The sequence below is a fragment of the Prosthecodimorpha hirschii genome (assembly GCF_001305515.1).
In the GTDB taxonomy this organism is placed as follows: domain Bacteria; phylum Pseudomonadota; class Alphaproteobacteria; order Rhizobiales; family Ancalomicrobiaceae; genus Prosthecodimorpha; species Prosthecodimorpha hirschii.
This window is the reverse complement of record NZ_LJYW01000001.1, coordinates 3,859,353-3,882,193: the sequence shown is the minus strand read 5'-3', so window position 1 is coordinate 3,882,193 and position 22,841 is coordinate 3,859,353. Positions and strand designations below refer to the sequence as shown.

The 22,841-nt window shown below is 68.4% G+C and carries 26 protein-coding genes; 15 read left to right on the top strand and 11 right to left on the bottom strand.

Translation table 11 applies throughout. The features are described 5' to 3' along the window. The first annotated feature begins 103 nt into the window (after positions 1 to 103). The 3 genes from ABB55_RS17065 (at position 104) to ABB55_RS17055 (ending at position 3,835) form a co-directional block, all read left to right on the top strand. Positions 104 to 2,599: an ATP-binding protein gene (locus tag ABB55_RS17065; RefSeq protein WP_054359876.1), complete on the top strand. Its 2,496-nt coding sequence runs from the start codon at positions 104 to 106 to the stop codon at positions 2,597 to 2,599. A gap of 118 nt (positions 2,600 to 2,717) precedes the next feature. After that, positions 2,718 to 3,269, top strand: coding sequence for a YeeE/YedE thiosulfate transporter family protein (locus ABB55_RS17060; RefSeq protein ID WP_054359875.1), 552 nt, complete (start codon positions 2,718 to 2,720; stop codon positions 3,267 to 3,269). An 11-nt stretch (positions 3,270 to 3,280) separates the two neighbouring features. Further along, positions 3,281 to 3,835: a YeeE/YedE thiosulfate transporter family protein gene (locus ABB55_RS17055; protein ID WP_054359874.1), complete on the top strand. Its 555-nt coding sequence runs from the start codon at positions 3,281 to 3,283 to the stop codon at positions 3,833 to 3,835. Between the two features lie 104 nt (positions 3,836 to 3,939). Here ABB55_RS17055 and ABB55_RS17050 read toward each other — a convergent pair whose 3' ends face one another. From ABB55_RS17050 to soxY, 7 genes are all read right to left on the bottom strand, one after another. After that, positions 3,940 to 5,214, bottom strand: coding sequence for an NAD(P)/FAD-dependent oxidoreductase (locus ABB55_RS17050; protein ID WP_054359873.1), 1,275 nt, complete (start codon positions 5,212 to 5,214; stop codon positions 3,940 to 3,942). 103 nt (positions 5,215 to 5,317) lie between these two features. Continuing rightward, positions 5,318 to 5,680 carry a c-type cytochrome gene (locus ABB55_RS17045; RefSeq protein WP_140941704.1) on the bottom strand — a complete coding sequence of 121 codons (363 nt, stop codon included), beginning with the start codon at positions 5,678 to 5,680 and terminating at the stop codon, positions 5,318 to 5,320. 82 nt (positions 5,681 to 5,762) lie between these two features. Continuing rightward, on the bottom strand, positions 5,763 to 6,419 hold the full coding sequence (locus ABB55_RS17040) for a c-type cytochrome (protein WP_054359871.1): 657 nt from the start codon (positions 6,417 to 6,419) through the stop codon (positions 5,763 to 5,765). Continuing rightward, on the bottom strand, positions 6,403 to 7,689 hold the full coding sequence (gene soxC / locus ABB55_RS17035) for a sulfite dehydrogenase (protein WP_054359870.1): 1,287 nt from the start codon (positions 7,687 to 7,689) through the stop codon (positions 6,403 to 6,405). The genes ABB55_RS17040 and soxC overlap by 17 nt, the downstream gene beginning before the upstream one ends. Before the next feature lie 40 nt (positions 7,690 to 7,729). Beyond that, the gene (soxB, locus tag ABB55_RS17030; protein WP_054359869.1) at positions 7,730 to 9,427 is read right to left on the bottom strand and encodes a thiosulfohydrolase SoxB; all 1,698 of its coding nucleotides are present in this window, start codon (positions 9,425 to 9,427) and stop codon (positions 7,730 to 7,732) included. Between the two features lie 118 nt (positions 9,428 to 9,545). After that, on the bottom strand, positions 9,546 to 9,875 hold the full coding sequence (soxZ, locus tag ABB55_RS17025; protein WP_054359868.1) for a thiosulfate oxidation carrier complex protein SoxZ: 330 nt from the start codon (positions 9,873 to 9,875) through the stop codon (positions 9,546 to 9,548). Between the two features lie 54 nt (positions 9,876 to 9,929). Then, entirely contained in the window at positions 9,930 to 10,394 is a 465-nt protein-coding gene (soxY, locus tag ABB55_RS17020; RefSeq protein ID WP_140941708.1) for a thiosulfate oxidation carrier protein SoxY, read from the bottom strand. A 231-nt stretch (positions 10,395 to 10,625) separates the two neighbouring features. Between soxY and soxA the strand changes: the two genes are divergently transcribed. Next, positions 10,626 to 11,414, top strand: coding sequence for a sulfur oxidation c-type cytochrome SoxA (gene soxA / locus ABB55_RS17015; protein WP_244472179.1), 789 nt, complete (start codon positions 10,626 to 10,628; stop codon positions 11,412 to 11,414). A gap of 12 nt (positions 11,415 to 11,426) precedes the next feature. After that, positions 11,427 to 12,062 carry a sulfur oxidation c-type cytochrome SoxX gene (gene soxX / locus ABB55_RS17010; protein WP_054359866.1) on the top strand — a complete coding sequence of 212 codons (636 nt, stop codon included), beginning with the start codon at positions 11,427 to 11,429 and terminating at the stop codon, positions 12,060 to 12,062. A gap of 67 nt (positions 12,063 to 12,129) precedes the next feature. Here the strand turns inward: soxX and ABB55_RS17005 are convergent, their stop codons facing one another. Continuing rightward, a complete protein-coding gene (locus ABB55_RS17005) occupies positions 12,130 to 12,714 on the bottom strand; it encodes a thioredoxin family protein (protein ID WP_054359865.1) in 585 nt (194 codons plus the stop codon). Positions 12,715 to 12,750: 36 nt separating this feature from the next. Continuing rightward, positions 12,751 to 13,488 carry a cytochrome c biogenesis CcdA family protein gene (locus ABB55_RS17000; protein ID WP_054359864.1) on the bottom strand — a complete coding sequence of 246 codons (738 nt, stop codon included), beginning with the start codon at positions 13,486 to 13,488 and terminating at the stop codon, positions 12,751 to 12,753. 184 nt (positions 13,489 to 13,672) lie between these two features. On the opposite strand from ABB55_RS17000, the gene ABB55_RS16995 reads away from it, so the two are divergent. The 6 genes from ABB55_RS16995 (at position 13,673) to trxC (ending at position 17,644) form a co-directional block, all read left to right on the top strand. Beyond that, entirely contained in the window at positions 13,673 to 14,056 is a 384-nt protein-coding gene (locus ABB55_RS16995) for a thioredoxin domain-containing protein (protein WP_338053654.1), read from the top strand. After that, entirely contained in the window at positions 14,053 to 14,436 is a 384-nt protein-coding gene (locus ABB55_RS16990; RefSeq protein ID WP_054359863.1) for an ArsR/SmtB family transcription factor, read from the top strand. Before ABB55_RS16995 ends, ABB55_RS16990 begins: the two co-directional genes overlap by 4 nt. Before the next feature lie 37 nt (positions 14,437 to 14,473). Further along, complete coding sequence (locus ABB55_RS16985; RefSeq protein WP_054359862.1) at positions 14,474 to 15,547, top strand: YeeE/YedE family protein; 1,074 nt, start codon at positions 14,474 to 14,476, stop codon at positions 15,545 to 15,547. Between the two features lie 97 nt (positions 15,548 to 15,644). After that, positions 15,645 to 16,742: a YeeE/YedE family protein gene (locus tag ABB55_RS16980; RefSeq protein WP_054359861.1), complete on the top strand. Its 1,098-nt coding sequence runs from the start codon at positions 15,645 to 15,647 to the stop codon at positions 16,740 to 16,742. Positions 16,743 to 16,857: 115 nt separating this feature from the next. Next, a complete protein-coding gene (locus tag ABB55_RS16975; protein WP_054359860.1) occupies positions 16,858 to 17,199 on the top strand; it encodes an ArsR/SmtB family transcription factor in 342 nt (113 codons plus the stop codon). A 10-nt stretch (positions 17,200 to 17,209) separates the two neighbouring features. Beyond that, the gene (trxC, locus tag ABB55_RS16970) at positions 17,210 to 17,644 is read left to right on the top strand and encodes a thioredoxin TrxC (RefSeq protein WP_054359859.1); all 435 of its coding nucleotides are present in this window, start codon (positions 17,210 to 17,212) and stop codon (positions 17,642 to 17,644) included. Positions 17,645 to 17,707: 63 nt separating this feature from the next. On the opposite strand, the gene ABB55_RS16965 is transcribed toward trxC, so the two are convergent. Then, the gene (locus ABB55_RS16965) at positions 17,708 to 18,676 is read right to left on the bottom strand and encodes an SLAC1 anion channel family protein (RefSeq protein ID WP_054359858.1); all 969 of its coding nucleotides are present in this window, start codon (positions 18,674 to 18,676) and stop codon (positions 17,708 to 17,710) included. A 199-nt stretch (positions 18,677 to 18,875) separates the two neighbouring features. After that, positions 18,876 to 20,168, bottom strand: coding sequence for an NAD(P)/FAD-dependent oxidoreductase (locus ABB55_RS16960; RefSeq protein WP_054359857.1), 1,293 nt, complete (start codon positions 20,166 to 20,168; stop codon positions 18,876 to 18,878). 124 nt (positions 20,169 to 20,292) lie between these two features. Between ABB55_RS16960 and ABB55_RS16955 the strand changes: the two genes are divergently transcribed. The 4 genes from ABB55_RS16955 to ABB55_RS30945 form a co-directional block, all read left to right on the top strand. Further along, positions 20,293 to 20,628 carry a rhodanese-like domain-containing protein gene (locus ABB55_RS16955; RefSeq protein WP_054359856.1) on the top strand — a complete coding sequence of 112 codons (336 nt, stop codon included), beginning with the start codon at positions 20,293 to 20,295 and terminating at the stop codon, positions 20,626 to 20,628. A 98-nt stretch (positions 20,629 to 20,726) separates the two neighbouring features. Continuing rightward, positions 20,727 to 20,927 (top strand): YgaP family membrane protein, encoded by a 201-nt coding sequence (locus ABB55_RS16950; RefSeq protein WP_054359855.1) that lies wholly within the window; start codon positions 20,727 to 20,729, stop codon positions 20,925 to 20,927. Positions 20,928 to 20,940: 13 nt separating this feature from the next. Beyond that, positions 20,941 to 21,936, top strand: a complete 996-nt coding sequence (locus ABB55_RS16945; protein ID WP_152982082.1) for an efflux RND transporter periplasmic adaptor subunit — start codon at positions 20,941 to 20,943, stop codon at positions 21,934 to 21,936. Continuing rightward, the coding region (locus ABB55_RS30945) for an efflux RND transporter permease subunit (protein ID WP_244472059.1) at positions 21,933 to 22,841 on the top strand (909 nt) is incomplete at its 3' end. The genes ABB55_RS16945 and ABB55_RS30945, both read left to right, overlap by 4 nt.

The window sequence follows — 22,841 nt, the reverse complement described above, 5'->3', positions numbered from 1 at the left end:
TTGGCAATGCCGAAGCCGGAATTCGGGGCCGCGAAGGCATGAGCGCTGCAACCGGCCCCGATCTGAAATGCTAGAACAAATCTTCCAACGACGAGCAGGCCCGATGAACGTCGCAAGGCATCGTCTCGAACCGCGCGGATTGATCCTGGCCGTTGCGGCGGCATTGATTGCGGTGGCATGGGCTGCCGTATCCGGCGTTCTCTACATTGATGCCCGCAGGGCAGAGGATGCGGCGCGGCAGGATGTCGGCACGACCGCCGCAATCTTCTCCGAGCAGGCCGTTCGCGTGATCCGATCGATCGACGACGTGCTGCGCTTCGCGGCGAACGGCATCGCCGACGACCCGTCTCCGGACGCCCTCCGCCGCCTGGTCGAGCGCAAGGTCATCGACCTCGATCTCTTGGTCCAGCTTGCCTTCGTCGATGCGCAGGGCCTGACGCTCGGGACCGACAAGGGACCGGACCCGAACGCGACCTCGGTCGCCGATCGCGAGCATATCCGCGTGCACCTCGACCGCAAGACCGAGGGGCTTTTCGTCGGCAAGCCGGTCGTCGGCCGGGTCTCGAAGCGTTGGTCGATCCAGATCACGCGACGGATCGAAAAGGCGGACGGCAGCCTCGTCGGTGTCGTCGTCGCCTCTCTCGACCCCCATTTCTTCGAACGCTTCTGGGCCAAGACGATCGGCAGCCAGCCGATCTGCCTGCGCCTGATCGGTCGCGACGGCGTCCTCAGGGCGCAATCGGACGACGTGGAACAAGCCCTGGCGGACAATCCGGACTTCGCCGCCACGGTTGCCGCCCTGGATGCGGCAGGCGGCCAGGAGGCCTACCGGGCGGATCGGACCGCGATCGTCAGTTTGCGTGCCGTCGAGGGCTTCCCCCTGCTCGTCTCGGCCGAGATGCCCCGCAGCGAGGTCGCATCCCTGATCGATGTGCCGGCGCTGCTGACCGTTGGCGTGCTCGCCACCCTCTCGATCCTGCTGATGGCCGCTCTGGTCTGGCGGTCCCAGAACCACCTCGCCGCCGAGCAACACCGCTCGACCGCCTCCGAGAGGCGGCTGCGCGAGGCGGTCGACGCCCTGCCGGATGCCTTTACCATGTACGACCCGTCCGGTCGTCTGGTCGCATGCAACCGTGCATTCGTCGCCTTCGTCGGCCTCGACAGCCCGGCCGAGGCGATCGGGCACACGCATGAGGACCTCGTCCGCAAGGGCGTCGCAGGCGGCACCTTCCCGGATGCGGCCGAACGCCCGGAAGACTATGTGGCGGCACGCCAACGCCTGTTCGAGACGGTCGTCCCCAACTACGAGTTCCGCGCTTTCGGAGACCGGACCTTCACGATCACGCAGCGCCGCACCGAGACCGGCGATACCGTGGCGATCCGGGTGGAGGTCACCGAGCAGCGCCGCCGCGAAGCCGAACTGGCCGCCGGTCGCGAGCGGCTGAAACTGCTGGCGGAGGCCGCCGACGCCGCCAACCGGGCCAAGACCCAGTTCGTCGCGACCATGAGCCACGAACTGCGCACCCCGCTGGTCGCCATCACGGGCTATGCGCGCCTGCTCTCCGAGGAACCGATCGGCGGCCGTGCCGCCGGCTACGCGGCGACGATCGTCGCCTCCTCCGAGCACCTTTCGGCGCTCGTCACGGACGTCCTGGATTTCAGCCAGCTCGAAGCCGGCGAGATGGCGCTGTCGCAGGCCCCGTTCGACGTGAAGGACTGCGTCGAGCAGGTTGCCGCGATCGCCCGTGGCCTGGTCGGCACCAAGCCGGTGACGATCCGGACCGAGGTCGCTCCGGATATCGGCGCGCGCCGCGGCGATCCGATTCGCATCCGCCAGATTCTGATCAACATCGCCGGAAATGCCGCCAAGTTCACCGATGCCGGTCAGATCCGGATCCAGGCCGCCCGTCTGCCGGACCGAAGCGGGATCGAACTCGTCGTCGCCGATACCGGACCGGGCATTCCGGCCGAGGACCGGGAGACGGTGTTCGAACCGTTCCGCCAATTGGAGCGGCTGAACGAACAGGGCCTGCGCGGAACCGGGCTCGGCCTGGCGATCAGCCGGCGACTGGTTCGCCTGATGAACGGGACGGTCGCGATCGAAGACAATCCGGGCGGGGGCACCCGCTTCCGGCTGACGCTGCCGCTGCCGCCGGCCGAGATGCCGGCGGCCGCGGAGAGCGGGGGTCCGTCGGATCCGGTCGACGCCCCGCCATCGCTGACGATCCTGGTCGCCGAGGACGTCCCGGTGTCGCGCATGCTCATGGAGACGCTGCTGAAGCGAAAGGGTCACACCGCGCATTGCGTCGTCGACGGTCAGGAGGCCGTCGAGTGGGCCCGCGCCCATGACTTCGATCTCGCCCTGCTCGACCTGCAGATGCCCCGGCTCGGCGGGATGGACGCCGCCCGGCTGATCCGGCAGGAAACCGCCGATCGCCCGAAACCGGTCACGATCGTCGCCCTGACGGCGGACGCCACGCCGCAGACGACCGCCGAGGCGCTGGCAAGCGGCATCGACGTGGTGGTGGTCAAGCCGTTCAAATTCACGGAACTGGACCGCGTCATCGCGCTCGCCGCCGGTCGCAGCAAGGCGTCCTGAGACGGCGGCCGACGCCATGCGGCATGGCCAAGCCGCCGCGGCGAGGGCCCGCACAGCCGCATTGAATTAGAAATCACTAATATTATAATGTCTCCCTCTTCTCAGGAGGGAGGACGCAATGAGTCTCACCGCAGCATCGGGCGATGCCCGCTCCGTGACCGGAATCCGCATCGACTGGACGCCCTACCTGGTCGGCGTCGGGATCGGAGTCCTCAGCTGGCTGGCCTTCGCGGTCGTCAACGCGCCGCTCGGCATCACGACCGCCCTGTCGCAGGTCGCCGGCGGTGCCGCCACACCGATCCTGGGCGCCGATGCGGTCGCCCAGAACGCCTACTGGAAATCGAATCCCTTTACGCTCGACTACGGCACCCTGTTCCTGGTCGGCACCTTCTTCGGCGGCATGGCCTCCGCGCTCGCCGCCGGCAGCTTCCGCTTCGAGGTCGTCCCGCCGGTCTGGCGCGAGCGGTTCGGCGGATCGCCGGCGAGGCGCCTCGCCGTCGCCTTCCTGGGCGGCCTGATCGCCATGTATGGCGCGCGCCTCGCCAACGGCTGCACCAGCGGCAACGGCATTTCCGGCGGACTGCAGCTCGCCGTTTCGGGCTGGACCTTCCTGGCCGCCATGTTCGCCACCGGGCTCGTCACCGCCGCCCTTCTGTTCCGCAAGGCCTGAGGACTTCCGCCATGTCGCTCCCCGTTTCCGGCACCGCCGCGCTCGTCCTCGCCGTCCTGTTCGGCTTCGCCTTCGGCTGGCTGCTCCATCGCGGTCGCGTCGCCAGCTTCGACACCATCGTCAATCAGTTCCGGTTCAAGGACTTCACCGTCCTGAAGGTGATGCTGACCGCCATCCTGGTCGGCGGCATCGGCGTGCTCGCCCTGATCGACGGCGGGATGGCCAAGTACCACATCAAGGATGCCAACATTTTGGCGGTCGCGCTCGGCGGCGGCATCTTCGGCATCGGCATGGTGCTCTACGGCTACTGCCCGGGCACCGCGATCGCCGCCATGGGATCCGGCAGCATCCATGCCGCGGTCGGCTTCGTCGGCATGATCCTCGGCGGCATCCTCTATGCCCTGTCCTATCCGTGGCTGCGCGACAACGTCATCAGCGTCGCCAAGTGGGGCAAGATGCGCCTGCCGGAACTGACCGGGCTCAGCGACCTGACGCTGTTCGGCATCCTGGCGGCGGTCGCGATCCTCGCCTTCGTGGCGATCGAGCGCAGCCGCCGGACCGCCTGACACAGGCCAGACGCATCGGCGGGGGCGGGGCGCATCGGCCGCCCGCCCCCATCGCTTGCCTCGGACACATTCCGTCGGCCGGGTAGGCCTCCGCGCGACCGGGTTCAGCCGAAGATGTCGGCCGTGATGCCGGCATACCAGCCGATCGATTCCTCGTAGGTCTGCTTGCGCAGTTCCTTGCTTTCGCCGGTCTTGGAGACGAAGCCCTCGACCTCCTTGATCTTTTCCGGCGTCGGCTCGTAGCGGCCGCCGACCTTCACCCCGTCGTCGGTTTCGATCAGGCTCCAGCAGGTATTGGCGTAGCGGGCCGGGAAGGCGCGGCTGTCGGTCAGTTCGGCGCGAATGGTCATCGCCGCCACCTTGGCCTGGCTGTTGGCCGAGAAGGCCGATTTCGGCATGTCGCCGGCCACGCAGGCGTCGCCCAGCACGAAGACGTTCGGATCGACCGCGGACTTCATCGAGGCCGGGTCGATGGCGCAGTAGCCCGACGCCCCGGCCAGCCCCGCCTCGCGCGCGATGGCGCCGGCCATCTGCGCCGGAATGACGTTGACCAGCGCCGCCTGGTAGGTTTCGAAGCCGGTCACCACCGTGTTGGTTTTCGGATCGACCGACTTGATGCCGTCGTGCACGCTCGGCGCCAGCCATTCGACCATGCCCGGATAATGCGCCTCCCAGCCCTCCTGGAAGAGGCCCATCTTGGAGAAGCGGTCCTTCGGATCGACGATGATGATCTTGCACTTGGTGCGACCCGTGGCCTTCAGCACATGGGCCATCATCGAGACGCGCTCGTAGGGTCCCGGCGGGCACCGGTAGGGGTTGGGCGGCGCCACCATCACGATCAGGCCGCCGTCCGGAACCGCGTCGAGGCGGGCCTTGAGCAGTTGCGTCTGCCGGCCCGGTTTCCAGGCATGCGGCATGAGGTCCTCCGCCTCGCGGCTCCAGCCCGGCACGCTGTCATATTTGAGGTCGATGCCGGGCGCGACCACCAGGCGGTCGTAGGGCAGGATGGAGCCGTCGGCGAGCAGGACCGTCTTCTTGTCGCGATCGATCCGGGCGGCCCGTTGCTGGGCGAGCCGGATGCCGTGCTCCGAGGCGAGGCGGTCGTAGCGGTGCACGATCGACTCGTAGCTGCGGAAGCCGCCGAGATAGAGGTTGGAGAAGAAGCAGGTCTGGTAGGTCTGGCCTTCCTCGACCAGCGTCACGTCGACGGCACCCTTGGAATCCTTGGCGATATAGCGCGCCGCCGTGGCGCCGCCGGCGCCGCCGCCGATGACCACGACGCGCGGCTTGGCCTGTCCGCGCACCATTGGCGCGCCGGTGACGGCCGCGCCCGCGAAGGCGAGCGCCCCGCCCAACAAAGACCTGCGTGTCGTCTGCATGGCTTTCCTCCCGAATGCGCGCCGATCGACCGCCCACGGCCGTCGGCCTTCTCTTGCCGTAGGTGTCGGCCGGAGCCGGGACGAACCCGACCCGGGGGCGGACTCAACGCGGCGGCTGCTTCATCAGCGATTCGAAATAGACCGCGAGGGCTGCGATCTCCTCGGCCGAGTAGCGGCCCGCAATGGTCTGCATGACCGGATTGGCGCGCTTGTGCGCCTTGAAGTCGTTCATGGCCTCGACCAGCCATGGCGCCGGCCAGCCGACGATCGACGGGATCCCGTCATAGTTGCCGGACAGCTGGTGGCAGGTGACGCACTCGCCGGACAGATATTCGCCGAGCGCACGGTCGCCCTCGATGACGCGGGCGATCGGCGGGGGCGGTGTCGCGCCCGAGACGATGCCGGAGCTTCCGGCATCCACCGCCATCGCGGCCAACAGGATGGTCGCCTTCTTGGTGTTTCGCATCGGACCGGCCTCCCCTCCGATCGTCATGCCGCGGCCTCATCCAGCCAATTCGACGCCGGAAAGCGCCCGGCGTCGAGGCATATCATTCCACCTTCATCGATTTGTCCTTGTCGTCGGGCGTCACGTCGATGACCCGGGCGCGGCCGGTGATCTCGACCTTGTCCTTGCAGGCGGTCATGCACGGATCCTTGCGCCAGAAATGCTTCTCCGCCGTCTCCCGGTCGTCGAGATAGAAGGCGGCCTCGTTGGGCAGCTTCACGGAGGTGAAATTGTCGCGCGAGAGCACGAAGTCGTCCTTCACGACATCGTTCATCGACAGCAGGAAGGCGACCAGCGCGTAGACCTCGTCGTCGGTCAGGGTCTGCGCCTGCCCGAACGGCATGGCCCGGCGGATATAGTCGAAGGTGGTCGAGGCATAGGGCCAGAAGGAGCCGATGGTCTTTTCCGGCGCCGCGCTCTTCAGGCTGCCGAAGCCGCCGGCCAGCACCGGCCAGCGCGCCGCGCCCTCGCCGAATTCGCCGTGGCAGGCGGCGCATTTCTCCAGGAACAGCGCCTCGCCCTCCTTGACCGAACCTTTGCCGGGCGGCAGGCCCTGCCCGTCCGGGCGGATGTCGATGTCCCAGGCTGCGACCTCCTCGGGCAGCGCCTCGCGGCCGAGACCGAGCCGGCCGGCCTCGGCCGCGCCGGCCGTTGCGGCCATCACGAGCGCGGCGGCGAAGACCTTACGAAATCTCGACATTCTCGGTCTCCCCGTTGGCGCGGACCAGCCAGGTCTGGATGCCGTTGTTGTGGTAGATGGAATTGAGCCCGCGCACGGCGCGCAGTTCCGCCTTGGTCGGCTGGACGTAGCCGGTATCGTCCATGGCGCGGGACTGGATCATCAGTTCCTCGCCCTGCCAGTCGAAATCGACATAGAAGCGGGCGACCGAGCGCGGCAGCACGGGGCCGTCGAGCCGCGCCGTGCGCCAGTTGCGACCGCCGTCGAGCGTCACGTCGACCCGGGTGATCGTGCCCCGCCCCGACCAGGCCATCCCGGTCAGAACGTTGGGCCCCTTGAACTTCAGCGGCGCCTGCGGGCTCGGATTGGTGACGACGGATTTCGCGTCCATCACGAAGGTGAAGCGGCGCGACCGGCCGTCGGCGAGCAGGTCGGTATATTTCGACGTTTCCTCGCGCGCATGCCAGGGCTGGTCGCCGACCTCGATCCGGCGCAGCCACTTGACCCACATGTTGCCTTCCCAGCCGGGCACGACGATGCGCAGCGGATAGCCCTGCTCGGCCCGCAGCGCCTCGCCGTTCATCTTGAAGGCGATCAGGCAGTCGTCGAGCGCCTTCTCGATCGGGATCGAGCGGTTCATGCCGGCCGCATCGCCGCCTTCGACCATGATCCATTTGGCGTTGGTCTTGAGGCCGGCCTCCTCCAGCAGGATGCGCAGGGGCACGCCCGTATACATGACGTTGTGGATCATGCCGTGCGTGAACTGGCAGCCGTTCAGCTGCGCGCCGCGCCACTCCATCCCCGAATTGGCCGCGCATTCCAGGAAATAGATCCGGTTGGTGCGCGGCATCCGCTTGATGTCGTCCATGGTGAAGACGAGCTGCCGATCGACCAGACCGTTGATCATCAGCCGATGCTTGGCCGGGTCGACCTCCGCGATGCCGCCGTGGTGGCGCTCGAAGCACAGGCCGTTCGGGGTGATGATGCCGTCGAGCTCGTGCAGCGGCGTGAAATTGACCGAGGATTCGCGGCCCGCCGTCAGCCACTCGACGTCGCGCTTGACGACATGGGCCTCGTATTTCGACGGCTTGCCGTAGGGATGGGCCGCGACTCCCTCGCCGAGAAAGCGCGACCAGTCCTGCACTTCGGTGATCGCCGGATCCGGCTTGGCGGCCGCGGCAGCGGCCGGGCGGGCGGTGAGGCCGGCGGCGGCACCGGCCCCGAGGGCGGCACCGCCCCCTAAGGCGGCAAGCAGGCTACGCCGGTCGAGCCCCTTGGCTGTCTGGTTCATGGTTGCTTCTCCCCGATCGCGCGGCGCCCCGGACGGGCGCTCAGCCGGCGACCACCTTCACGGATGCGTTGGGTTCGAGACGGATGGTCTTCTCGCGGGCGACATGGCCGGCGACGACCTCCCAGATCGGCGGCCCCTCGACGCCCTGGCCGACGCTCGCCCAGCCCGCCACCACATAGCTCCGGGCCGCGTCGATCGGCTTGCCGGAGGCGAGATGGGTCATTTCGGAAATGCGCTCGCCCATGGGCTTCGCCACATCGATGCGGTAGCCCATGCCGCCGACCCGGACCATGTCGCCGCCGCCCTGGAAATAGGGATCGGGGTGGAAGATGTTGTCGGCGACATCCTCCAGGATGGTCTTCAGCTGTTCGCCGGTCATCTGCTGGCGGTAGCAGTTCGGGTAGGTCATCGCGGTGGCGTTGGCGAGCGCCTCGAAGGTGATCGGATCGCCGGGCAGCAGGGTCGCGCCCCAGCGGAAGCCGGGTGTGAGCGCGATCTCGGCATCGCGCTCCTTGAGCATCGCGCCGGCGATCAGATCGTCGAAGGTGCCGTTGAAATTGCCGCGCCGATAGAGCAGCGACTCGGTCTGGCCGAGCACCCGGCCGAGGTCCGCCTCGTAGGGCCCGCGCCATTTGGCGACCAGGGCCGCCATCTCGGGATCGGGCCGGATGGCATCGGAGAAGACCGGGATCAAGCGGTGGCGGAAGCCCTTCAGGCGGCCGCCGCCGGCATCGATGTCGATCCGCGAGATGAATTTCCCATGCGATCCGGAGGCGACCAGGATCGTGTTGCCGACCTTGAGCACATCCGGCAGCGCGTCATGGGTATGGGCGGTGAGGACGATGTCGATGCCTTTGACGCGGCTCGCCATCTTGCGGTCGACATCGAAGCCGTTATGCGACAGGACCACGACGCAGTCGGCGCCCTCGGCCCGCGCCTCGTCGACCTGACGCTGCATCTCCTCCTCGCGGATGCCGAATTCCCATTTCGGTATCATCCAGCGCGGATTGGCGATCGGTGTGCGCGGGAAGGCCTGGCCGATCACCGCGATCCTGGCGCCGCCCTTGACGAAGGTCTTGCGCGGCTCGAAGACCTTCTCCTGCCATTCGTTGTCGCGAATATTCTGCGCCAGGAACGGGAACGGCAGCGCGTCGGCGATCTCCTTGACGCGCTCCTCGCCGAGCGTGAATTCCCAGTGGCCGACCATGGCCTCGACGCCGAGCGCGGTCATGATCTCGGCCATGTCGGCGGCCCGGGTCTTCAGGGCGGTCCAGCTGCCCTGCCAGGTGTCGCCGCCGTCGAGCAGCAGGGTCGCGTCGCCGCCGCGGCTCGCCCGGATGGACCTGATGAGGGTGGCGATCCGGTCCATGCCGCCCATGCGGCCGTAACCCTTCGCCAGCCCGACGAAATCCTCGCTGGTCAGCGCGTAGGCGTCCGCACTGCCGGCCGCGATCTTGTACCAGCTGCGGAACTCCGCATCGGTCAGATGGGGCGGCACGCCGCGGGCCTCGCCGACCCCGAGATTGATCGAGGGCTCGCGGAAATAGACCGGCTTCAGCTGGGCATGAACATCGGTCAGATGCAGGATGGTGGCGTTGCCGAAGGACGGGAAAGCGAGCAGGCTTTCCTCGGTCAACCGCTGCTGTGCGGCGACCCGGCCGAGCGGTCCGAGACCGGAGCCGGCGAGGATGGCGCCGGCCGCCGCGGCGGCCTGCAGGAATTCGCGACGAGAGACCATGGGATGCCGTCTCCAGGCGCCGCCCTTCGGGCGGGCACGGCCAGGACCGCTCCGGCGGAAGGGTCCGCCAGAGGAGGAAATCGCGCGGCCGCGGAGGCCGGCAGCGTCGGCAGTAAACTTAGGCGACCGTCATCTTGGCCGTCGCGGCATATTCGGAGCCGTCGTCGTCCTTCCAGGTGAACTTGAATTCACCGGTCTCGGCCGCCTTGTAGAAGAAGGACTGGTACGGATTGGCCGAGACCGAGGGATACCAGGTCGCGGCAAAGAAGACCTTGCCGTTGAAGCTCGCCTCGAAGGCATGGATGATCTTGCGCGGGATCGGCTTGCCGTCGGCGTCCTTGCGCTGCCCGGATTCCATTTCGTGGCTGATCAGCGTCTTGATCTCGACGATCTCGCCGGCCTTGGCGGTCGCCGGAACGCGGACGCGCGGCTGGGACTTGGTGGCCATGGACGTTTCCTCTTGAAATCTTGTCGGTCTTGTCGCGGGGCGGGCGCAGGCTTGCTAGCCGCCGCAGCCGCCGATGGTCACCTTGACGCCGGCCTTGGCGCTGTAGAGCTTGCCATCCGACATCTCGGCGACGCAGACGATGGTCTGGGTCTGCGCGAGGCGCATGCGGATCGAGGCCGAGGCCTTGCCGCTCTCGGGCGTGAAGCGATAGGTCAGGATCTGAGGCAGCGGGTTGCCGTCGGCGAAGACATGCACGGCCTTGACGTGGTCGGCCGCCGTCATCGGGCTTTCGACATCGACATTCAGCGGCACGACCAGGCCGTTCTCGGCGATCTGCGGCACGTCCAGCTTGATGCGCCCTTCGGTCATGGGCTTGTCGGCATAGAGCTTCTTCAGTTCGGCCGCCACCGCGGCCTCGTCGGCCAGCGCCAGTCGCGGCGCCAAGGCCGCCGCGAAGACGGCGATGGCCGCGCTGCCGATCGCCTGCCGGCGGGTGATGCCCGCGCTCGTCATCGTCATTCCTGCCTCCCGTTCCGTCCGCGATTGCCGCGGGACCTGCTTTTCAAATCGGTTCAAGAACTATATGATGATCGGTGAATATTCAAGAGGGGTGATCAAGGTCCCGGACGCGGGGACCTCGGGGGCGGCCGCCATCGGCCGGCAGAACGCTGCATAATCAATAATTTGCAAAATCAAGGAGGACACATGCCGATCAACGGGAGGATCGCCGGCTGGACGGCGGCGGCACTCATGTCGCTGTTCGTGGCCATGGGCGCCGAAGCGCAGGACGGTGCCTCGAGCGAGGCGGAGATCCAGCGCTACCGGGAGATGATCAGCGATCCGATGTCGAATCCCGGCTTTCTGGCCGTGGATCGCGGCGAGGCGTTGTGGTCGACCAAGCGCGGCACCAAGAACGCCACCCTGGAGACCTGCGATCTCGGCGAGGGGCCGGGCAAGCTCGACGGCGCCTATGCGCGGCTGCCGCGCTTCTTCGCCGATGCCGGCAAGGTCATGGATGTCGAGCAGCGCCTGCTCTGGTGCATGACCACGATCCAGGGCCTCGACACGGCCGACGTGATCAAGCGTCGCTTCTCCCGGCCCGGCGTCGAGTCCGACATGGAGGACCTGACCGCCTACATCGCCAACAAGTCGTCCGGCATGAAGTTCGAGCCGCAGCTCGGCAAGCCGGAGGAAAAGGCCATGTATGCGCTCGGCGAGGCGATGTTCTATCGCCGCTCCGGGGTGCTCGATTTCTCCTGCGCCACCTGCCACGGCGAAGCCGGCCTGCGCATCCGCACCACCAACCTCCCGGACTTCTCCAAGCCGAACAAGTCGGCCCAGGAGTCGATCGGCTCCTGGCCGACCTACCGCGTCTCCCAAACCGCCCTGCGCACCATGCAGCACCGGCTGTGGGACTGCTTCCGCCAGCAACGCCTGCCCTCCGTCGACTACGGCTCCGACATGGTGACCGCCCTGCAGGTCTATCTGGTCGCGGTCGCCAAGGACGGCGAACTGCAGGTTCCCTCGATCAAGCGCTGACGGAGACGGTCCATGAACAGACACACCATCGCGGTCGCCGCCCTGGCCGTCGCAGCCGGCCTCGCCGCCAGCCTCCCGGCCGGCGCCCAGGACGCCAAGACCCATCCCGAGCCGGCCGGCTTCGAAGCCGCCGCCAAGACCAGCTGGTCGAAGGTGAAGCCGGACGAATGGAAGACGCGGCTGGACACCGACGAGACGCAGCAGCTGTGCAATCTCTACCGCAACAATCCGCCGCCGGACATCGCCCGCAAGATCATGGAGATGAACCGGGCCACGGTGGTCTATCCGGCCGACGGCCAGGTCATCGGCGACTGGAAGAAGGGCCAGGCGCTCGCCAATAACGGCCGCGGCGGGCAGTTTTCCGACGAGCCGAACACGGTCAACGGCGGCAACTGCTACGCCTGCCACCAGTTGGATCCGAAGGAGGTCAGCTTCGGCACGCTCGGCCCGAGCCTGACCGGCTACGGCAAGGCGCGCGACTTCTCGCCGGAAGCCGCGAAGGAGGCCTACGCCAAGATCTACAACGCCCAGGCCGCCTTCGCCTGCACCAACATGCCGCGCTTCGGCGCCACCCGCTTCCTCAGCGAACAGCAGATGAAGGACGCCGTGGCCCTGCTCTTCTCGCGCGACAGCCCGGTCAACAAGTGACCCGATCCCCCGTGGCGGCGGGCCGCCGCGGGGGACTTCGTGCTGCGCGGCACCAGGGGCAACGCCTTCAGGCGCCGCGCTTCTTCAGCCAGTCCTGGAACGAGCCGGCCTCGTAGCCCTTTTCGCGGACGAAGCGGAACATGGCCAGGAACGGCTCGGGCTTCATGTAGCCGGGCACCCGCGCGACCTCGCGGGCGAGCGGCGCCTTGCCGGCCAGCCCGTCGGCCGTCTCGGGGAAGAATTGCAGGCTCGGCGTGAAACGGATGCCGTATTTCTCACCGAAGGCCTTCTCGCCGAGCTTGGCACCATCGAAATCGGTCACTTCGCGCGCGCCGATATGATTGAGATGCAGGAGCACGAAATTCTCCCGCACATAGGTCTCGATCTCCGGCACGGCGAAATTGACCGTGTGCAGCTCCTTGCAATAGGGGCAGCCCTTCAGGCCCCACAGGATGACGAAGCGCTTGCCCTCGCGGGTCGCAGCCGTCAGATCCTCGCCGAGTTCGAGGAAGCTGTCGAGGAACCAGGGCAGTTGATAGAGACCGGATTCGTCGAGTTCCGGCGCGGCCTGCGCGGTCCCGGGATGCAGGGCGGCGCCCGGCAGCAGTGCGGCGGCGGTTCCGGCGAGGATCATGCGGCGACGGTCGATCATGGACGTCCTCCCTGTCGTTCTTGAACGGGACGGCGGTCAGCCGATGCGGCCGAGCGCCGGGAATGTCTCGAGCAGCCATTGCGCCACGGCCGGCATGGTCCCGGTCGCCAGCACCAGGCCGGTTGCCACCAGGAACGCGCCGGTCGCCTTCTCGACAAGGCCAAGATGGCGCCGGAAGCGCCGCATCAGCGCGAGCGACGGCCCGGTGAAGGCCGCCACGACGAGAAACGGCACGCCGAGCCCGGCCGCGTAGACCGCCAGCATCAGCCCGCCGCGCCACGCGGTCTCCTGGTCGGCGGCGAGCATCAAGACGGTGGTCAGGATCGGCCCGACGCAGGGGCTCCAGCCGAAGCCGAAGGCCAGGCCGACCAGATAGGCCCCGATCAGGCTCGCCGGCTCGCCCGCGACCGAAACCCTTGCCTCCCGGTACAGGAGCGGGATGCGCAGGAGCCCGAGAAAATGCAGCCCCATGACGGCGACCACGATGCCGGCGACCACCGAGAGCGTGCGGATATGCGTGGCCAGCATCTGCCCGATCAGGCTGGCGGTCGCCCCGAGGGCGATGAAGACCGTCGCGAAGCCGAGCACAAAGGCCAGGGCGACCGGCATGAGCCGGCCGGCGCGCGCCGGTCCCTCGCCCTCGCCCCCCTGGGCCTCCAGGGCCGTCCCGGCCAGATAGGCGAGATAGGGCGGCACCAGCGGCAGCACGCAGGGCGACAGGAACGACAGGAGCCCAGCCAGGAAGGCCGCCGACCAGGTGACATCGAGAGTCATGGCGAGAATCCGGGGGTCGAGAGCCGGCAAAGAGGCCAGGACGGGCCTGATCGCGCCGCCGGCAGACGATGACCGTCTTCGGCGGCCTCGCATGCCGAGCCTCTCGAAACTATATTCGCTTTTCGTTATAATGCATCATTCGCAGGTCCACGCAACGCCTGCGCGGCGATCCCGGAGCCCGTTCGTGCGCATTCCGACTTTCATTCCGTGTCTGATGACGGCCGCCATGCTGGCTTCGGCCGCGCCGGCGGCCGCCATGGAACTGCTCATGGTCGAGCGCCCCGGCTGCGTCTGGTGCGCGCGCTGGACGCGGGAGGTCGGCCCGGTCTATGCGAAGACCGAGGAAGGCCGCCGGGCGCCACTGCGCCGCATCGACATCGACGCGGCACCGGCCGGCGTGGACCTGAAGGCTCCGCTTCTGTTCACGCCGACCTTCGTGCTCGCCGACCAAGGCCGGGAGATCGGACGGATCACGGGCTATGCCGATGACGGCATGTTCTGGGGCCTGCTCGGCGCCATGATCGCCAAGGCCGATCGGGCCGCAGACAAGGGTGAGACCGTTCCATGAACCGCATCGTATCGCTCTCCCTGGAGGAGAAGCTGGCGGACGGCGCCGAGTTCTCCCCGGAACTCGAGCAGCTGATGCGCCGCGCGCGCGAGGCGAGCGATTTCCTCAAGGCGCTGTCGCATGAAAGCCGGCTGATCGTGCTCTGCCTTCTGGCCGAGAAGGAGCGCTCCGTCTCGGATCTGGAACGCATCCTGTCGCTGCGCCAGCCGACCATCTCGCAGCAGCTCGCCCGCCTGCGCGACGACCGGCTGGTCAAGACCCGGCGCGACGGCAATACGATCTACTACAGCCTCGCCAGCGAGGAGGTCCGCCAGGTCATCGCGCTCGTCTATTCGATCTATTGCAAGCCGGGCCTGTCGGCCGCCGACGCCGGCGACTGACCGCGACCGACGGCCTGCCGGGAGGAGCCGGGTGACCATGACGGCGGAATGGGCAGGCGGGGCGGCGGGTTTCCTGATCGGGGCCGGCTGCGGCTATGCCATGCGGGCCGGCCGGCTCTGTTCCTTCGGCGCCCTGGAGGACTGGGTCACGATCGGCGATTCGCGCCGCCTGAAGGTGTTCGCCCTGGCCTTCGTGATCGCTCTCCTCGGCACCGAAATGCTGATCGTCGGCGGCCTGCTCGATCCCGCCCACACGACCTATGTGCCGTCGGCGGTTCCGATCGTCGGCATCGTGCTCGGCAGCCTCGCGTTCGGGGTCGGCATGTCGCTGGTCGGGACCTGCGGCCTCGGCAGCCTGGTCCGTCTGGGCGGCGGCGACCTGCGCAGTCTGGTGGTCGTGCTGGTCTTTGCCGGCATGGCCTATGCGGCGCTGCGCGGATCGCTGAACGGGCTCCGGATCGATCTGGTCGAGCGCATCCGCCTGCCCATGCCGGACGGAGCCCGCTCCGACCTGCCGGCGCTGATCGAGCCCTGGTTCGGCGCCGGCGGCCGGATCGGCGCGACGGCGCTGCTCGGTGTCCCGCTCCTCGCCTGGATCCTGCTCGACCGCCGCCTGTTGCGGACGCCGCGCATGCTCGCCGCCGGGCTGACGCTCGGCGTCGGCGTGGTCGCCGGCTGGGCGGCGACCACACTGCTTGCCGACGAATTCGCCGCCGCGCGGCCGCAGAGCCTGACCTTCGTCGGCCCGGTCGCGCGGGCCGTGCTCGGCATCGTCATCGGCTCCGGCGACGTGGCCGAATTCGGCGCCGCCAGCGTGTTCGGCGTCGTGGCCGGATCGTGGTCCGCCGCGCGGGTGAAGGACCAGTTCCACTGGGAAGCCTTCGACGACCAGCGCGAAATGCGGCGCCACATCGCCGGCGCCACCCTGATGGGGCTCGGCGGCGTCGCGGCGGGCGGCTGCACCATCGGGCAAGGCCTGACGGCCGGTTCCCTGCTGGCGGTCAGCTGGCCTTTCGCGCTGGCCGGCTTCTATCTCGGCGGCCGATTCGGCATCGCCTTCATCCTCGAGGGCCGCCTCTCCGAGGCCTTGCGCAGCCTTTTCTCGCGCTGACGGCGGACCGGCGTCCGTCCGGCTTGATCCCGATCAAGACACGGATCGGCCGCCTGCTATATTCGTCTTTCATAATATAGCGGGACCGGAGATCGCCATGCTGGAATGGCTCGTGGATGCGGTCGGCGAGGCCGGGGCGGCCGCGATCGGCGGCGCGCTGATCGGCCTCCTGTTCGGGGCTGCGGCCGAGCGGAGCCGCTTCTGCCTGCGCGCCGCGGCGGTCGACTTCTTCCATCTCCGTTTCACCGACCGGATCGCCGTCTGGCTGCTCGCCTTCTCGGCCGCCCTGATCGCGACCCGGCTCGCCTTCGGCTGGGAACTGATCTCGCCCGCACGCATCCGGCAGCTGTCCGCCCCGATGTCGGTCTCCGGCGCCGTCTTCGGCGGTCTCCTGTTCGGTGCCGGCATGGTCCTGGCGCGCGGCTGTTCCAGCCGCCTGCTGGTCCTGTCGGCGACCGGCAATCTGCGCGCGCTGCTCGCCGGGCTGGTCTTCGCCGTTACCGCGCAGGCATCGCTGCGCGGCGCCCTGTCGCCGCTGCGCGACTGGATGGCCGGGCTCTGGACGATCGGCGATCCCAAGACGCTCGACGCCCTGGCGGTCTTCGGTCTCGGCGAGACCGCCGGGCTGGTCATCGGGCTGATCTGGTTCGCGGCCGGCATCGGCTACGCGCTGCGGTCCGGATTGCGGCCTTCGGAATGGCTCGGAGCGATCGGGGTCGGGCTGGCGGTCGCCGCCGGCTGGACCTTCACCAGCGGCCTCGCCGAACTGGCCTTCGACCCGACGCCGGTGCACAGCCTGTCGTTCACCGGCCCCTCGGCCAACACGCTGATGTATGTCCTGAACCGGCCGACGCTGCCGGATTTCGACACCGCGCTGGTCCCCGGGGTCTTTGCCGGCGCCTTCCTGGCGGCCTGGCTCGGCGGCACGCTGCGGCTGGAAGGCTTCGAGGGCGGCCGGTCCATGCGCCGCTATCTGGCCGGCGCCGTCATGATGGGCTTCGGCGGCATGCTGGCCGGCGGCTGCGCGGTCGGGGCCGGCGTCTCCGGCGCCGCCGTCTTCGCCACCGTCGCCTGGATCACGCTGGTCGCCATGTGGGTCGGCGCCGGCCTGACCGACCGCCTGCTGACCCAGCCCGAAGGCGTCGCGGCACCATCCGACGCCGACAGCATCGTCAAATCGACCGGGATCGCGTGACGGTTCTTGAATTTTAGATAGTGCGAATATACTTTCCGATCAGAACCGACTGCCGACATCTCGGAGGCCGGAACCGGCCGCAGGGCCGCACACGGGCAGGGTTGACGAGAGCGCCATGAAGTCCATTCCGGCTGCGGAGCCGACGCTCTGCGATGCGACCGCCTGGGATCTGGACCGTCTCGAAGGCAAGGCCGACCGGGCCGCGCGCCTGCTCGACGCGCTCGGCCATACCAAGCGCCTGATGGCGCTGTGCCGTCTGATGGACCAGGAAATGTCGGTCGGCGCGCTGGCGGAAGCGGTCGGGCTGACCCAGTCGGCGCTGTCGCAGCATCTCGGCCGGCTGCGCGATCTCGGTATCGTGGCGACCCGCCGGGAAAGCCAGACCATCTACTACCGGCTCGCCTCCGACGAAGTCCGCCGCCTGATCGCCGTCCTCTATGACATCTACTGCCGTTGAGGGACTTGTCATGACCCATGTCACCTGCCCGAGCTGCCAGGCCGTCAACCGCATCCCCGAGGACCGTCTGGCGGCCGACTGGCGTCAGGCCAAATGCCCGAAATGCGGAACGCCGCTCTTTCCGGGCAAGCCGGTCGATGCGACCGGCGAGGCGCTGCAGCGCGCGATCGAGCGCTCGGATATCCCCGTCGTGGTCGATTTCTGGGCCGCCTGGTGCGGACCCTGCCGGATGATGGCGCCGCAATTCGCGGAAGCCGCCGCTGCGGTCGGCCCCAAGGCCCGCTTCCTCAAACTCGACACCGATGCCGAGCCGGAAGCCTCCGCGGCCTTCGGCATCCGCTCGATCCCGACCATGATCCTGTTCAAGGGCGGCCGCGAGCTGGCACGCCAGTCCGGCGTGATGAGCGCCGGGCAGATCGCCCAATGGATCGCCCGGGCCTCCTGACGGGTTGACGGTCGCGCACCCGATCGGCCCGCCCCCGGCCGGCCGCGGACCGGGCGCCCGCCGTCATTCCGGCCGGCAGATCTCGTCGCGCATCATGCCGACGACCGTGCGTATGGCGAGCGCGCCGATGACCGTCGTGGTCAGTGCGGCGAGGCCGAAACCGGCCCCGACATGCGCGGCCGAGCCGGACAGTTCGCCATACACGAAGGTCGCCACCGTGAGGGCCGCCAGCGGGAAGGAATAGGCCCACCACGACATGGCGAAACCGATCTGGCGCAGCCGGCCGGCCTGGGTCAGCACCACCAGCGCGAACAGGACGGCGGCGTCGTAGAGGATGCGCCCGAACGGATCGAGACCGCCGCCGAGCCGCGTCCAGGACAGGAACGCCACCGCCGGCGGCGCGACCAGGATGGCGAGCGTCGGCAGCAGGCGGTCCGGCATCGGCGGGTGGAAGATCAGCCGGTTGAAGACCAGCGTCAGCAGGATCAGCCAGAAGACCAGCCCGACCGAGAGGAAGAACCAGGAGACCTCGATCGCCCCGTAGCCGACGCCGGCGATCGGCACCAGCACGTTGCCGACGGCCGGAATGAACCAGGCCGGCGTCAATTGGGGGGTCTCGAAGGCGCGATGGCCGATCCAGACCGAGACGACCGAGAGGCTTCCGATCAGTTGCAAGGCGGCGCCGGCCGCCCAGAGCGGCTGGGCCAGGGCAGGGAGCGCCGGCTGCAGGGCCGTGCCGAGCAGGATCAGCGAGATCGCCGCCGCCGGAAAGAAGGCCATCCGCACCGGATGGCGCCATTCCGCGACCACCATGGCCGGATGCCTCAGCACCTTCAGCGCATAGGTCGCGGCGATCACGACGAAGACCAGCAGGGCCAGGGTGGCGACGATCGTGCCGGCGACCGGCGACCGGCCGAGCGCATGCTCCGCCCGCGTCACCGCCAGGGCCAGACCCGAAAGCCCCATCACGGTCGCGAAGAAGACGATCGGGAAATGAGCAAGTCTCGAATGCGCCACGGCAACAGCGGTCATGGTTTCCCCTCGGTCGTGCAACGGTCCGGCAGGCCGGGTCAACCGCCCCGGCCTGCCGGACCGCATTGTCGCACATCGACCCGAACCGCGCGCCGGTACCGCACGACATGGCAGGGTTCATCGCACCATCGCCTTCAGCCCGGAAGGCCGGACCCGTGCGGCGACCGGACCGCCTCTCGCGCCGACCGGATGCCTCGCGTCAGGCCTCTTCCTCGATCTTGATCGCCTTCAGCTTGTCGATGCCCAGCGCCTGCAAGGCGAGGCGTTCGTAGAAGGGCTCGGATTTGCCGATCCGGATCTTGCGCAGGAAGTAGCGCTCGAAGCCGATCTTGGCGGCATGCACCCAGCGCCCCGACGAGGACCAGTTGACGTTGCGCGGCGGGATCTGCGGCTGCGCCACGAAGGCGACGCCGCCGTCGCCGAAGTCGGCCAGACAGACCGCATTCCAGGTCGCCTCGGCGTCGGGCTCGCGGCCCTCGATCAGCCGCGCGATATTGTGCGCGGTCGCCGTCACCATGCTCTCGATCATGAAGCCGGTCTTCGGCACGCCGACCGGCACCGCCGTCTTGCCGACCGGCGGGATGGCGACGCAGACGCCGACCGAGAACACGTTGCGGAAGGTCGGATTGCGCTGGTGCTTGTCGGCCAGGATGAAGCCGCGCGGATTGGTCAGGCCGTCGATGCCGCGGACGGCCGGCACGCCGCGGAAGGCGGGCAGGATCATCGAGAAGGCGAAGGGCAGTTCGTGCGAGGTCTTCAGGGCGCCGTCGTCGGTCAGTTCTGAGACCAGCATCCGGCCCGCCTCGACCCGATCGATCTTGGCGTTGCAGATCCATTTGACGTGATGCTGGCGCATCTCGCTCTCGAGCAGGGTCTTGGTGTCGCCGACGCCGTCCAGGCCGAGATGGCCGACATAGGGCTCGGCGGTGACGAAGGTCATCGGAACCCGGTCGCGCACCTTGGCGTCGCGCAGCGCCTTGTCGAGAACGAAGGCGAATTCGTAGGCCGGCCCGTAGCAGGAGGCGCCCTGGGCGGCACCGATGATGACCGGACCCGGCGCCTTGACCAGGCGATCGAAGGCCTGCTTGGCCATCAGGGCGTGGTCGACATGGCAGATCGACTGGGTGTGGCCGTCGGGGCCGAGCCCCTCGATCTCGTCGAAGGCGAGATCCGGCCCCGTCGCGACGACCAGATAGTCGTAGGCGACCGAGGTCCCGTCGGTCAGCTCGATGCGGTTCTCGGCCGGATGCAGCCGGGCGGCGCCCTGCGCATGGAGCCGGATGTCGCGCTTGGCGAAGACGGGTACCAGATCCGCCTCGATCGCCTCGCGGTCGCGCCATCCGACGGCGACCCAGGGATTGGACGGGACGAAGGAGTATTTCGAGCCCTTGTTGACGACGGCAATCTCGTGCTGCGGACCGAGGATGTCCCTCAGTTCGTAAGCCATGATGACGCCGCCGAGACCGGCGCCGAGGACTGCGACCCTTGCCATGCTGATCCTCCCGTCTTCCCGGCATTCGGTGGTCCGTGCCGGTCCGCGACCGCATTGCCCTTGCGATCTTCGATATCACATTATATTAGTGAATACGAAAATACAAACTAAAAAGGAGCCCGCGATGTTCGGTTTCGGTCGCCGCCCCACAGGCCACAGCCTCACGCCCCAGGATGCCCACGCGCAGGCGTTGTCGGGGCAGATCACGCTGGTCGATGTCCGCGAGGACGGCGAATGGCGGCAGGGGCATATTGCCGGTGCCATCCACATGCCGCTGTCGCGGCTGCGCGACTTGGCCGGCAGCCTTCCCGGCGGCCGCCCGGTCGTCTTCTATTGCCTGTCCGGCGCCCGGTCGGCCCAGGCCATCACGGTCTGCCGTGCGCTCGGCTTCGCACACGACACCCATATGGCCGGCGGCATTTCGGCCTGGCGGGCGCATGGCCTGCCGCTGGCCCGCTGATCGTCCGGCTTCCTTTTTTCCCGGCTGATCGGTGCGGAAAGGGTTGATTAGTTTTCGTACATGCGCATATTCTAAATTACAAAATGAAAGGATCTTCCATGACGCTCGATCGTATCGTCCTCGCCTTTGCCGGAGCCATGGTGCTCCTGTCGGTCATCCTGACGGTCCTGGTCCATCCGCAGTTCGTCTGGCTGACGGTCTTCGTCGGCCTGAATATGGTCCAGTCCGCCTTTACCGGCTTCTGTCCGGCCGCCATGGCCTTCAAGGCCTTCGGCGTGAAGCCCGGCTGCGCCTTCTGATCGGGGGAATTCGATGCGCCTGGCCCCTGCCGCCGTTTCCGCCACCGCCTTGGTCCTGACTGGCCTGGTCCTGACTGGCCTCGTCCTGGCGGGACCCGCCCCGGCGCGGGCCGGTTCCCTGAAGATCGAACCCGTCACGGTGCCGGAATGGAAGGCCGTCTACGGCCGGGTGGAGGCGCGCGACACGATCCCGGCGCGGGCCCGGATCGGCGGCACCTTGACCGAACTGCTCGTCTCCGAGGGCGATGCGGTCAAGGCGGGGCAGCGCATCGCGGTCGTCCATGACGACAAGATCGCCTTCCAGGTCTCCGCGCTCGACGCGCAGCTGAAGGCGATCGTCGCCCAGCTGCAGAATGCCGAGACCGAGCTCGCCCGAACCCAGTCCCTGGTCGACAAGGGCGTCGCCACCGCGCAGCGGCTCGACCAGTTGCGCACCCAGGCCGACGTGTTCCGCAACCAGATCGCCTCGACCGAGGCGCAACGCCTCGTCATCGTGCAGCAGGGCACCGAAGGCAACGTGCTGGCCCCCGCCGACGGCAAGATCCTGACCGTGCCGGTCACCCGCGGTGCCGTCCTGCTGCCCGGCGAGGCGGTGGCGACGATCGGCGCGGGCGGCTTCTTCCTGCGCCTGGCGATCCCCGAGCGCCACGCGCCGCTTCTGAAGGAGGGCGCGAACCTGACGGTGGAAACCGGTTCCGGCACGGCGACCGGCCGGCTGGCCAAGCTCTATCCCCAGATCGGCAATGGCCGGATCGTCGCCGATGTCGAAGTCCAGGGCCTGCCGACCGTGTTCGTCGATGCCCGCGTGCTGGTCCGGGTCCCGATCGGCGTCCGCACGGTGCTGATGATCCCGGCCGCCGCGATCGCCCATCGCTCAGGGCTCGATTTCGTCACCGTCCGCATGCCCTCCGGCCCGGTCGAACGCACGGTCGTGATCGGCGAACGGGACGGCGACAAGGTCGAAATCCTGACCGGCCTCGCGGCCGGCGACGAGGTGATCACGCCATGAAGCTCGGTCTTGCCGGCGGCCTGACGCGGGCCTTCATCGGCTCCGCGCTGACCCCGCTGTTCCTGCTCGCCGCTCTCGCCATGGGGCTCGTCGCCCTCGTCACGCTGCCGCGCGAAGAGGAGCCGCAGATCTCCGTGCCGATGGTCGACATCCGCGTCTCCGCGCCCGGATTGAGGGCCGAGGATGCGGTCAAGCTGGTCACCGAACCGTTGGAGACCATCGTCCGGGCGATTTCGGGCGTCGACCACGTCTATTCGCAGACCCGCGACGACGGCGCGGTGGTGACCGCCCGCTTCCTGGTCGGAACCCCGGCCGATGCCGCCATCCTGCGCGTGCACGACAAGCTGCGCGCCAACCAGGACCGCATCCCGGTCGGCATCCCGGAACCGCAGATCGTCGGCCGCGGCATCGACGACGTGGCGATCGTCTCCCTGACGCTGGCGCCGAAGCCGGAGGCCGCCGCCGGCGTGAGCGCGGCCGATCTCACCCGCATCGCCCGCGAATTGCGCACCGAGATCGCCAAGATCGACGATGTCGGCCTGACCTATCTGGTCGGCGAGACCGGCGATGCGATCCGCATCGCCCCGAACCCCGACAAGCTCGCCCTCTACGGCGTCACCCTGCAGCAGCTTTCCGCCAAGGTGACGGCCGCCAACCGCGCCGTCCCGACCGGGCTCGTGCGCAGCCAGGCCGGCCAGATCGACGTCATCGCCGGCGAAACGCTGCAGACCCCCGCGGATGTCGGCAATCTGCTCCTGACGACCCGCGACGGCCGGCCGGTCTATGTGCGCGACGTGGCCGACGTGGCCTTCGTCTCCGATACCGCGGATCTCCATGTCGCCCATGTCACGCGCGGGCCGGACGGAGCGGCCGTCCGCGTGCCGGCGGTCACGCTGGCGGTCGCC